The organism is Mesorhizobium sp. LNJC394B00, assembly GCF_000502555.1.
GTDB lineage: Bacteria > Pseudomonadota > Alphaproteobacteria > Rhizobiales > Rhizobiaceae > Mesorhizobium.
Genome location: NZ_AYWH01000006.1, coordinates 55054 through 67094 on the forward strand (window position 1 = coordinate 55054; position 12041 = coordinate 67094).

The 12041-nt window shown below is 64.3% G+C and carries 10 protein-coding genes; 6 read left to right on the forward strand and 4 right to left on the reverse strand.

Annotation, left to right across the window (positions count from 1 at the left end):
* Positions 1-76: 76 nt before the first annotated feature.
* Positions 77-946 carry a transglutaminase family protein gene (locus tag X751_RS144420; RefSeq protein WP_023693194.1) on the reverse strand — a complete coding sequence of 290 codons (870 nt, stop codon included), beginning with the start codon at positions 944-946 and terminating at the stop codon, positions 77-79.
* A gap of 180 nt (positions 947-1126) precedes the next feature.
* On the opposite strand from X751_RS144420, the gene X751_RS144415 reads away from it, so the two are divergent.
* On the forward strand, positions 1127-1792 hold the full coding sequence (locus tag X751_RS144415) for an HAD-IA family hydrolase (protein WP_023745351.1): 666 nt from the start codon (positions 1127-1129) through the stop codon (positions 1790-1792).
* A gap of 206 nt (positions 1793-1998) precedes the next feature.
* On the opposite strand, the gene X751_RS144410 is transcribed toward X751_RS144415, so the two are convergent.
* Positions 1999-2205, reverse strand: a complete 207-nt coding sequence (locus X751_RS144410) for a DUF1674 domain-containing protein (RefSeq protein ID WP_023688862.1) — start codon at positions 2203-2205, stop codon at positions 1999-2001.
* 105 nt (positions 2206-2310) lie between these two features.
* On the opposite strand from X751_RS144410, the gene htpX reads away from it, so the two are divergent.
* Positions 2311-3336: a zinc metalloprotease HtpX gene (gene htpX / locus X751_RS144405; protein WP_023745352.1), complete on the forward strand. Its 1026-nt coding sequence runs from the start codon at positions 2311-2313 to the stop codon at positions 3334-3336.
* A complete protein-coding gene (locus X751_RS144400; protein ID WP_245265799.1) occupies positions 3333-4712 on the forward strand; it encodes an RsmB/NOP family class I SAM-dependent RNA methyltransferase in 1380 nt (459 codons plus the stop codon). The genes htpX and X751_RS144400 overlap by 4 nt, the downstream gene beginning before the upstream one ends.
* A gap of 257 nt (positions 4713-4969) precedes the next feature.
* On the opposite strand, the gene X751_RS144395 is transcribed toward X751_RS144400, so the two are convergent.
* Complete coding sequence (locus tag X751_RS144395; RefSeq protein WP_023745354.1) at positions 4970-5908, reverse strand: phytanoyl-CoA dioxygenase family protein; 939 nt, start codon at positions 5906-5908, stop codon at positions 4970-4972.
* Between the two features lie 93 nt (positions 5909-6001).
* On the opposite strand from X751_RS144395, the gene X751_RS144390 reads away from it, so the two are divergent.
* The 3 genes from X751_RS144390 to purH all read left to right on the forward strand — a co-directional run bounded on the left by X751_RS144390 (position 6002) and on the right by purH (position 10508).
* Positions 6002-6844, forward strand: coding sequence for an AraC family transcriptional regulator (locus X751_RS144390; protein ID WP_023745355.1), 843 nt, complete (start codon positions 6002-6004; stop codon positions 6842-6844).
* Between the two features lie 216 nt (positions 6845-7060).
* Entirely contained in the window at positions 7061-8785 is a 1725-nt protein-coding gene (locus X751_RS144385; RefSeq protein ID WP_023693200.1) for a heparinase II/III family protein, read from the forward strand.
* Between the two features lie 106 nt (positions 8786-8891).
* Entirely contained in the window at positions 8892-10508 is a 1617-nt protein-coding gene (gene purH, locus X751_RS144380; RefSeq protein WP_023745356.1) for a bifunctional phosphoribosylaminoimidazolecarboxamide formyltransferase/IMP cyclohydrolase, read from the forward strand.
* 44 nt (positions 10509-10552) lie between these two features.
* On the opposite strand, the gene X751_RS144375 is transcribed toward purH, so the two are convergent.
* A complete protein-coding gene (locus X751_RS144375) occupies positions 10553-11932 on the reverse strand; it encodes an MFS transporter (RefSeq protein ID WP_031247146.1) in 1380 nt (459 codons plus the stop codon).
* Positions 11933-12041 lie beyond the last annotated feature (109 nt).

Consider the following 12041-nt stretch of genomic DNA (forward strand, 5'->3'; position numbering starts at 1 on the left):
GAAGGCCGCCGGCTTCGTCAAGAAGCGGCGGCCTTTTCCATTTCCGGATTGTGTGTCGAAGCGGATCAGAATCCGGTCACGCCAGCATCCGCGCGCTCACCGTCTTGTCGACGCCGTGATAGGGCGGGTTGAACAGATTGCCTTCCTGCTCGTAGGTCCAGACCTTGAACAGCGAAAGTTGGTGCGGGCCGAAGCTGTGCAGCAGCGGGACATCCGTGGCATCACGACCGCGCGCGATGACGACGCGGCCTATCCTCGGACGATTATGACGCGGGTCGAACGTGTACCATTTGCCGTCGAGGAACACTTCCATCCAGGCCGAAAAATCCATCGGCGCCGGGTCGGCCGGTACGCCGATGTCGCCGAGATAACCGTTCACATAGCGGGCCGGGATGTTCATGCAGCGGCAGAGCGTGATCGCCAGATGGGCGAAGTCGCGGCATACACCAACCTGCTCCTCATGCGCTTGGGCTGCGGTGCGCGTCGACCGCGCATAGCCATAGCCGAAGGACAGCCGGTTGTGGACATAGTCGACGATCGCCTGCACCCGCGCCCAGCCGGAGGGAACATGGCCGAAAAGCTGCCAGGCCAGACTGCTCAGATGATCGGTCTCGCAATAGCGGCTGCCGAGGAGGTAGCCGAGCACATCGTCCGGCAGTTCCGCCACCGGCACTTCCCTGGCCAGCGTGTTGACCGCGTCAGGCTCCCCGCTGTCCTCGACGGCTGCGTCATAGAGAATGCGGAAACTGCCGGCGGGTGCGGTGAAGCGGCGGCAGGTATTGCCGAACAGATCGTGATAGACCTTGCTCGGCACCGAAGGCGACGTCAGCACGCGCGTCTGCCGTTTGATGTCGGCCTGACGATCCCTGTGGATATCAAGCAGCGAGATGACCGGCGTGGCGCCGACGCATTCAATGGCGATTTCGTAGCCGAGCCGGATCAGCACAATGATTGCCCCTTCGATCCCGTGGAAAACAGTATGCTCAAAACGCCAGAGGCGGGACCATGGTTCCCTGGAACTATCGAAAAGGCTCTCCCGCAGCTTCCCAGGCAGGCGTGGCGACGTTACGGTCGCACGACATGTTTTGACCCTCCCGAAACGATCCCTAACCCCGTGGAAAACCTGATGTTTGCAGGCAGAAAATTCGCCGCGTTCCTGTTCGATATGGATGGCACGGTGCTCAATTCGATCGCCTCGGCCGAGCGCGTCTGGGCGGCGTGGGCGCTTAAGCAAGGTCTCGACGTCGAAGCCTTCCTGCCGACGATCCACGGCGTGCGGGCCGTCGAGACCATCACCAGCCTGGCGCTTCCCGGCGTCGACCCTGTTCATGAGGCGTTTGTGCTGTTGCAGGCCGAGTCGGACGATGTCGAAGGCGTGCTGCCGATCGCCGGCGCCGTGCCGTTCCTCAACGCTTTGCCGCCAGAGCGCTGGGCGATCGTCACCTCGGCGCCGCGCCCGTTGGCGCTGCTGCGCATGCGGGCCGCCGGCATCCCGGTTCCCGCCTTGGTGGTTGCGGCCGAGGATGTGTCGCACGGCAAACCGGCGCCCGACTGTTTCCTGCTGGCGGCAAAACGGCTCGGCGTCGATATCGGCGACTGTCTGGTCTTCGAGGACGCACCGGCCGGTATCGCTGCGGCGGAAGCAGCGGGCGCGTCGGTGATGGTGATCAGCGCCACTCACCAGTATCCAACGACGACTCAGCACAATTCGATTAGCGGCTACGAAACCGTCTCTATCGCCATCGATGACAGCGGCTGGATGACGCTGGGAGCACAGCGCAGCGCGGCCTGAGGAACTGGAGGACTGGAGGACTGGAGGACTGGAGGACTGGAGGACTGGAGGACTGGAGGACTGGAGGACTGGAGGACTGGAGGACTGGAGGACTGGAGGACTGGAGGACTGGAGGACTGGAGGACTGGAGGACTGGAGGACTGCTATGCGCCTTTTTCTTCAACTCTTCAGTTCACCAGTTCCCCAGTTCTTCCGTTCCTGAACCCCTAGAAATCGCTAGCCAGTCCCTTCACTTCCCAGTCGCCGTAGCGGCCGGGTTCCTTGCCGCCGCGGCCGCCGATTTCCTTCGGCAACGCAGCTTCCTTCTGGCGATACGCTTCACGGCGCGCCTCGGCTTCAGCCAGCGCTCGGCTGGCCGCCGGCGTCAGGTCCTTCTCCCGGTCGGCATCAGCTTTGCTGGGTTGGTCGGTCATGCGATAGTCCGGGCGGATTGAAACGAAGGGCGGCATTTCCCATCATATAGCCATGAGTTCACCCCGATCGACCTTTTTTTGCCACGGCCGCACAGGGAGCAGATGATGAGCACGCTACGCACCACCATGCTTCTGGCCGCGATGACGGCGCTGTTCATGGGCGTCGGTTTTCTGATCGGCGGCACCGGCGGCATGATGATCGCCTTCCTGGTCGCCGCGGGCACCAATCTGTTCAGCTACTGGAATGCCGACAAGATGGTGCTGTCGATGAACCACGCCGTCGAGGTCGATGCCAGGAACGCCCCCGAATTCCACGCCATCGTCGAGGCGCTGGCCAAGCAGGCCGGCCTGCCGATGCCCAAGACCTATCTGATCGACAATCCGCAGCCGAACGCCTTCGCCACCGGCCGCAATCCCGAGAACTCCGCGGTCGCGGCCTCGACCGGGCTGCTGGAGCGCCTTTCGCATGAGGAGGTGGCGGCAGTCATGGCGCATGAGCTGGCCCACATCCAGCATCGCGACACGCTGACCATGACCATTGTCGCAACACTCGCCGGCGCCATCTCGATGCTCGGCAATTTCGCCTTCTTCTTCGGCGGCAGCCGCGACAACAACAACCCGTTCGGCTTTGTTGGCGTGCTGGTGGCGATGCTTGTCGCGCCCTTCGCCGCCATGATCGTGCAGATGGCGGTCAGCCGCACCCGCGAATACGAGGCCGACCGGCGCGGCGCCGAAATCGTTGGAAATCCGCTTTGGCTGGCATCGGCGCTTGACAAGATCGCCCGCGGCGCCGAACGCATCCGCAACCCGGATGCCGAACGCAATCCCGCGACCGCGCATCTCTTCATCATCAATCCTCTTCACGGCGAGCGCATGGACAGCCTGTTTTCGACCCACCCGAACACCGACAACCGCATCGCCGCGCTGCAGGCGATGGCGCGCGACATGGCAGGCCGCCAGCCGGCGCCGCGCCAGGCGCCGACGCCAGAGCCGATCGAAGAATTGCCGGCCGATGCCGAGCAAGGTCCGTGGGGCAAGGCAGCACGGCCCACGCCGCCGACCAAACCGGCCAAGCCGAAAGCCAATCCGTGGGGCCGCAACCCGACCGGACCCAAAGGTCCGTGGTCGTGAGCGGCGCCAGACCCCGGCTCGCACATTCAGGCGTTCGCGAAAACAGCTCGGACGAATTCGTCGCCGGCCTCGCCGCGCGCAAGGCAGCGGCGCGGCTCCTGGCCGCCGTTATCGACGCCAAAACGCCGCTCGACGGGCTGACGGACCACGAGAACGGCCATCCGCAATACAAGGTGCTCGACCTGCGCGACCGCGGCCTGGTGCGCGCCATACTGGTGACCGCGCTGCGCTACCGCATGACCATTGCCGGGCTCCTCGCCCGCCGCCTTGAAAAGCCGCTGCCGCCCAACGCCACAGCTTTGTTGCACATCCTGCATGTTGCGGCGGCGCAGATCCTGTTCCTCGACATCCCCGACAGCGCCGCCGTCGATTTGGCTGTGACCCACGCCAAGTCGGACCCACGCACGCAGCGCTTTTCCGGCCTCGTCAACGGCGTGCTGCGCACTTTGGCGCGCGCCAAGGAGGCCGAACTGCCTGCCGCTCTTGCCGCCACCGATGAGGCGCCAAAATGGTTCTCCGACCGGCTGAAGGCCGCCTATGGCGCCGAGATGACCAGACAGATCCTGGCGGCGCATCGCGTTGAGGCGCCGGTGGATTTCACGGTCAAGGCCGATCCCGAATCGTGGGCCGAAAAGCTCGGCGGCATCGTGCTGCCGACCGGCACGGTGCGAGTGGAAAAGCTCAGCGCCTCCGTCACCGAACTGCCGGGCTTCAGCGAAGGCGCATGGTGGGTCCAGGACGCCGCCGCCAGTTTTCCGGCGCGGCTGTTCGGCGATGTCAAAGAATTACGCGTCGCCGACCTCTGCGCCGCCCCCGGCGGCAAGACCGCTCAGCTTATCCTTGCCGGCGCCAAAGTCACCGCCTTGGACACCTCGAAGAACCGGCTGGCGCGGCTGACGCAGAACCTCGAACGGCTTGGGCTGTCCGCCGAGATCGTGCAGGCCGATCTGCTGAAATACCAGCCGGCGGAGCTTCTCGACGCCGTCCTGCTCGACGCGCCCTGCTCTTCCACCGGCACGGTTCGGCGCCACCCGGACGTGCCATGGACCAAGACGGCAGCCGACGTCGAAAAGCTGGCCGATCTGCAAGCAAAGCTGCTCGCCCGCGCCGTCACTTTGGTCAAACCGGGCGGCCGGATTGTTTTTTCCAACTGTTCGCTGGACCCGATCGAAGGCGAGGATCTGTATCGCGTCTTTCTGGCCGGCAACAAAACCGTCGCCGACGATCCACTGCAGCCCGGCGAAATCGCCGGCATCGACGCCTTCCTGACCCCGCAAGGCACGCTGCGCACCACACCCGCCGATCTTGACCTTGGTTCGCCAGGGGTTTCCGGCCTGGACGGCTTCTTCGCCGCCCGCATGCGACGTGTCGCCTAGGATTTTGTCGGCAGAGCCGCAGCCCTTCGTGACTTCGTCATCCACGGGCGGAGCAAGGAGCGTAGCGACGCAGCGCAGACCCGAGGATGCCATGCCGCGACACATGAGCGCCGCTACGACGCAGAATCTGCTCCGCTGCAACCCACGGCCAAGGTCACGGAATGGATCCCAGGGCCTCCGCGACGGAGCTTCGCTCCTGCTTCGCCCTGGGATGACGAAGTGCGAATGCCTCGACTAATCCCGAACGGCTGCGCCCCCTAAAGCATGTCGTCCAGGGACCAGTGCTTCCCCCACCTTGCATCGATCTCATCATCGACATTCTGGTAGCGGATATCGGTGGAGAGCCGGATACGCCCCTCCGCGCTCTGGTTGGTCGTCGAGGCGTGGATCATGTAGGGCGAGTGGAGGACGACATCGCCGGCCTCGAAATCCGCGATCAGCCAGCGTGTATCGAACCGCTCCGCCATGTCGGGCAGGTCCTTCGACACCCAGCCGCCCTCGCTCATGTTCCGGTTGTAGGCGCTGATGCGCTCCTGCGGGCTCAGCCCGGCATTTTCCCTGGCGAACCGGGCCTCCATGTCGAGGCCGATGGCGTGCGATCCCTCGAGATAGACCAGGCCGCCCATGTCGACGGGAACGTCGCCGATCGGGATCCAGGCCGTGACGATGCGGCTGGTGCCGCCGCGCAGATAGACGAGGTCGTAATGCGCCGGCGTCGCCACAGTGGTGCCCGGTTGGGTGAAACGCATGATCTTGCGCTTGTGCAAATAGGACAGCCCGCCGACGAACGCATCCATCAGCCGAGCCATCAGGGGCTGTGCGCAGAACCCTTCATAGGCGGTGGAGCGAACTAGCGCCATCAACCGGCGATCGGCGAGCTGACGGTCGAACGTGCCGGCGGCCGCCGCCAGGCCAAGCGCGGGATCGGACCCGGGCTGCAGCAAGCCGGTGTCGGCCAGATATGAAAACACCCAGCCGCGAAAATCGATGACGTCGCGGCGCGGCAGCATACTTTTCAGCCAGACATAGCCTTGCTCGGCAAGGAGGCCGCGAATGGCATCGATGCCGACCCCGGCGTCGGTTGGCACGAGATGACCCAACCGGTTCGGCGCCATCGATAATGTCTTGCCGTTGGCGTTCAGATCGATTGACGCAACAGGACTCCGTCGTTGCGTGCCACCTGTTGAGCTTGACATTTCAGCCACCTGCGATTTTCCATCCTTAGCTGGAAATGCCATACTGTTCGCACGCTCGCCCATGGACGGAACGAAGCCATGGACTTTTCGCTCATGAACGATCACCCTTACGCGCTCTACAGATCCGCACCGGCCGCGGCCGGCGGCCTGTCGGTTACAGGGATTGGTCGGCATCGCGTCACGCAGGCGATCCAAGCGCGCAAATTGCCGGAATTCGCCGTGGTGCTGATTGAGGATGGTCAAGGCTGGCTTGAAACCATGACAGCCGGCATGCAGACGATCCGAGCGCCGGCCCTGTTCTGGCTGCTTCCCGGGAGGATGCATTCCTACGGGCCGGATGCATCGGGATGGCTCGAACGCTGGGCGCTCTTCGACGGCGCCTTGATACGCGATTTCACCCGGCTGCGGCTGATCGCCGAGGACGCCCCTGTCGTCCCCTTGCGCGACCTCGGCAAAATGCAGCGGCTGTTCGACAGGCTGCATGGTGAGCTGTCGCTCGATACGATGCTGAGCCAGGCAGAAGCCGCCGCCACGATGCATCGCATCGTCGTGCGTGCTGCCCGCCAGGCAATGGATTGGAACAACCGTCAACGAAACCCCAGCCTCCAGGATGCCGCTGACATGCAGCCCATCATCGACGAATTGCGCCGCTGCGCGTGCGACCCGGTGGATCTCGATGCCTTCGCCGCGAAATTCTCGATGTCGCCGGCAACCTTGCGGCGCAGATTTGCGCGGGCAGCCGGCATGTCGCCCAAGGCCTTCCAACTGCGCACGAGGCTCGACCGCGCCAAACAGATGCTGGCCGCCTCCGATTCGCCCATCGAGTCCATTGCGGCCGCCGTCGGCATCCACGACGCCTTCTATTTCTCCCGTCTGTTTCGCGACCGCGAAAGCTGTTCGCCCAGCGAATTTCGGTCTCGCCACAACCGCAAGTGAGTGCCGGATTACCAGGCTTAACCCCGCGAAGCACTTGATTTTTTCGGGGTGGGTCGGTGGCCGGCAGCGTGAGGCGCTTCACGTCGGCGGAATTCGACTTCGCATAAGTTCTTGAATCATATAAGCTTGTGCTGGGGTACCGGAACATGATGCCGAAACCTGCGACGCGGTTTTCGGACGACAGCATGCTCTATCTCCAGGCGACGAGGAGGGGTTTTGGCACTGGCTGCCGGCAGCACGACACGTCTGTGGACGCTTGTCGCTAAGGAGTTTTGGCGCAAGACGCGCCGGCGCCTTCGCGCGGGGCCAGTTTATCGCTGGCGCTATTCCGGGCGCACGCCCGAACGCGTCCTGATTGCACCGCCCGACCTCAGGCTCGCCGATCCGCAGATCGCGCTCGAGATTTATTATGGCCGCTATCCGCTGTCGGGACATCTGGTCGAGACCGGCGGCAAGTCACCATTCCAGATCGACGTCGCCAACCGCGGCTGGGTGAAGACGCTGCACGGTTTCCGTTGGCTGCGCCATATGCGCGCCGCCGGCACCGAGCTGGCCGCCGCCAATGCACGCGCGCTTGTCTCCGACTGGATCGCCATGCATGGCAACCAGATTTCCGGCATAGCCTGGGAGCCCGGCACCACCGCCAAGCGAGTCATTGCCTGGTTGCAACACTCCTCGGTTGTCCTACAAGGGGCCGAATTTCCGTTCTATCGCGCCTTCCTGAAATCGCTCGCCGTGCAGATCCGCTATCTCCGCTCGATGGCGCGCGAAATGCCGGACGGCAAGGACAGGCTGCGCGCTCGCATCGCGCTTGCCTTCGCCGCGCTGTCGCTGCCGGCGCCGGCCTCGGCACTGCGCGGCGCCACCCGCAACCTGGCGGAAGAACTCGACCGGCAGATCCTTCCCGATGGCGGCCATATTTCGCGCAACCCGATGGCGGTGCTCGAACTGCTCGCCGATCTCCTGCCGCTGCGCCAGACCTATGCCAACCAGGCCGAAACGCCACCGGCCGCCCTGATGGGCGCCATCGACCGCATGCTGCCGGCGCTCCGTTTCTTCCGCCATCAGGATGGCAGCCTCGCCCGCTTCAACGGCATGGGCGCGACCATCCACGACCGCATTGCCACCATCTTGCGCCACGACGACACCGCCGGTGCGCCACTGCTGCATGCGCCGCATTCCGGCTATGAGCGCCTGTCGATGGGCGGCGTGACGGTGATTGCCGATACCGGCCCGTCGCCGGCCGTCGATGTGTCCAACGCCGCGCATGCCGGATGCCTGGCCTTCGAACTCTCGTCCGGTCGCCAGCATTATATCGTCAATGCCGGCATCGACACCTATGGCGCCGCCGAGTTCCGGCCGCTGGCCCGTGCCACCGCGGCGCATTCGACCGCCACCATCAACGACACCTCGTCGGCGCGGTTTTCCCATTCGCTGCGCGTCAACGACCTGCTCGGCTCACCCTTGCTCGGCGGCCCGCAGCATGTGCCTTGCAAGCGCATCGACCAGAAGGGCACGCAAGGCTTCATCGCCCGCCATGACGGCTATATGCAGCGCTTTGGCTTCCTGCATGAGCGCGAGCTGAAACTGTCGAGCGAGGGCAATGTGCTCGCCGGCAGGGATCGCTTCCTCCGCCCAGGCGGTGCGGCGATCCGCAACAATGGCCGCGACTTCGTCGTGGTGCGCTTCCACATCCACCCTGACATCAACCTTTTGCAGGACGAGCATGACCGCCTGGTGCTGACCGCCGACCAGGCCGACACCTGGGTGTTCACCTGCACCGAAGTGGTGCCGGAGGTCGAGGAATCGATCTATTTCGCCGGCCTTGGCGGCCCGCGCCGCAGCCGCCAGATCGTGCTCGCCTTCAAGGCCTCGGAGATCGCCGAGGTGCATTGGCAGCTCACGCGCACCGGCATCGCCGGCTATCCCGAGAACAGCTGAGCGTCGTTGCCGGCGCCGGCTTGATCGAGCTTCCGGCTTGATTTCCTGACCTCATGTGCTACGGCCCGGCAACGCTCTCCAATCAGCCCTGAAAGGCCGCCAGCCCATGGCCGTCGCCGCCAAGAACATTCCGGCACCCGACCTCGTTCCGGTCCGCCGCGCCCTGCTTTCCGTCTTCGACAAGACCGGCCTGATCGACTTCGCCAAAGGGCTGGTCGCGGCCGGCGTCGAGCTGGTGTCGACCGGAGGCACGGCAAAGGCGATCGCCGAAGCTGGCCTTGCCGTGCGCGACGTTTCCGAACTGACCGGCTTTCCCGAGATCATGGACGGCCGCGTCAAGACGCTGCACCCGTCGGTGCACGGCGCGCTGCTCGGCGTGCGCGACGATCCCGAACACGCCAAGGCGATGCACGATCACCGCATCGAGCCGATCGATCTGCTCGTCTGCAATCTCTACCCGTTCGAGGAGGTCCGCCGTTCCGGCGCCGACTATGCCGCTGTTGTCGAGAACATCGACATTGGCGGCCCGGCGATGATCCGCGCTTCGGCCAAGAATCACGCCTATGTCGCCATCGTCACCGATCCCGGCGACTACGCCTCGGTGCTGAACGCGCTGGAGATGAACATCGGCTCGCTGTCGCTGGATTTCCGCCAGAAGCTGGCGGCCAAGGCCTTTGCCCGCACCGCCAGCTATGATGCGGCGATCTCCGGCTGGTTCGCCGAAACGCTTGAGATCGAGCACCCGACCTGGCGCACCTTCGGCGGCAGGCTGGAAAGCGTCATGCGCTATGGCGAGAACCCGCATCAAAGCGCCGGCTTCTACGTCAATGGCGACAAGCGGCCCGGGGTCGCCACGGCTCGCCAGTTGCAGGGCAAGCAGCTGTCCTACAACAACATCAACGACACCGATGCCGCCTTCGAGCTGGTCGGCGAGTTCGATCCGAACCGCTGTGCAGCGGTCGCCATCATCAAGCACGCCAATCCATGCGGCGTCGCCGAGAGCGCTTCACTGGCTGCTGCCTATGCGAGAGCGCTGGCCTGCGACCCGGTTTCGGCCTTTGGCGGTATCGTCGCCATGAACCGCATCCTCGATGCCGAAGCGGCTCAGGAGATCGTAAAAACCTTCACCGAGGTGATCATTGCGCCGAACGCGTCGGAGGACGCTGTCCGCATCGTCGCCGCCAAAAAGAATTTGCGACTGCTGGTCACCGGCGGTCTGCCCGATCCGCACGCCGGCGGCATCACTGTGAAATCCGTCGCTGGCGGCATGCTCGTCCAGGGCCGCGACAACGCGGTGGTCGACGATCTCGAACTGAAGGTGGTGACCAGGCGCGCGCCGACGGCGGCCGAGATGGCCGACCTCAAATTCGCTTTCCGCATCGCTAAGCACGTCAAGTCGAACGCCATCGTTTACGCCAAGGACGGCGCCACGGTCGGCATCGGCGCCGGGCAGATGAGCCGCGTCGATTCCTCGCGCATCGCCGCACGCAAGGCGCTCGACGCGGCGGAAGCAGCTGGCCTCGCGGAGCCGTTGACCAAGGGCTCGGTGGTCGCCTCCGACGCTTTCTTCCCTTTCGCCGACGGGCTCATATCCGCGATCGAAGCCGGCGCCACGGCGGTGATCCAGCCCGGCGGCTCGATGCGCGACGACGACGTTATCGCCGCTGCCGACGCGCATGGCATCGCCATGGTGTTTACCGGCGTGAGGCATTTCAGGCATTGAGCGCCTCTGCCTTTTCCCACAAGGGGAGAAGGAAAAGTGCGGCGCTATTCCACCGGCTGATCCGCCGGGTACGGCGTCTTGATTAATATCGCTATGCCGACGCCGAGAAACAGTACGATTGTCGCCATGCCGAGCCGATCGGAGCCGCTGACCAAGCCAACTGTTGCCACCATGAACGGCGCCAGAAAACTGGTCGCCCGTCCGGCCAGCGCATAGATGCCGAAATAGCGGCCGGACTCGGCTGCGGTGACGCTGCGCGCCATGTAGGAACGCGACGAGGCTTGCACCGGTCCGAAGGCAACCCCGATCAGCAAACCATAGAGAATGTAAGCCTTTTCCGCCGCCGTGCCGAACAGACCGCCTGAGTCGGCGGTGGGAAGCTGCACAACGCCGAGCAGCGTGAAACCCGGCCCGGTCGAGACGATGCCGATCGTGGCGATGCTGAGCAGTACAAGCGAGATCATCACAATGACCTTCGAGCCGAGCCGGGTATCCAGAAAAGCCGCGCCCCAGCAGCCAAATATGGCGACGACATTGAGGATGATCCCGAACATCCCGACCTCTGTGATCGACCAGCCGAACATCTTGGCGGCGAAGGCCGCGCCCAGCGCCAGAAGCGCATTGACGCCGTCCTGGTAGATCATGCGGGCGATCAGAAAGCGGAAGATGCCTTTGCGCTGGCGCACTTCAGTCAGCGTCGACTTCAGCTCCGACAGGCCTTCCCGTACCGCCGGCCCTATCGGAATGCCTTTGATGGCATCCGGCGTGAAGAAGAACATCGGCAGGATGAACAGGAAATACCAGCCGGCCGAGAGCGGCCCGGTGGCCCGCGCGTCCTCGCCGAGTTTCGGGTCGAGCCCGAAGAGCGGGTCGAGACCGAGAATCGTCTTGCCGGTCTCCGGCGTGCCCGCCATCACCGCAACGACGAAGATCAGCGCGATCATTCCGCCGAGGTAGCCAAGCCCCCAGGCGATGTTGGAAATCCTTCCGATCTCGCTCTTCGGCACCAGGCGCGGCATCATCGAATCGTTGAAAACGGTCGAGAATTCGGCGGCCACCGAAGCCAGCGAGAACAAGGCCACGATCAGAAAAAGGTTTGATCCGGGTGCCGCGAACCAAAGCAGACAGAGACTGGCGATCTTGATCGCGGCGAAGAACGCGATCCAGGGCTTGCGCGGGCCGGTCTGGTCGGCAATCGAGCCAAGGATCGGCGACAAAACAGCGATGACCAACCCGGCGGCAGCAATGCCATAGCCCCATACAGCCAAGCCCGTATCTGGATCGCTCGCCATACGCGAGACGAAATAAGGGCCGAAGATGAAAGTGGTGACGACGGTGAAGAACGGCTGCGCCGCCCAGTCGAAGAACATCCACCCCCAGATGCCACGCCCGGATGCCCGCTGCGCTGTTTCTACTGCCGCCATGATGATTCCCCCGGCACCGCCCGTGTCGGGCGCCATGTCTGCATGTTTCGAATGCTCATGCAAACCGCGAAAGATTCGCGCTGCCCCTCACCTGGATGTCGCCGCTGTC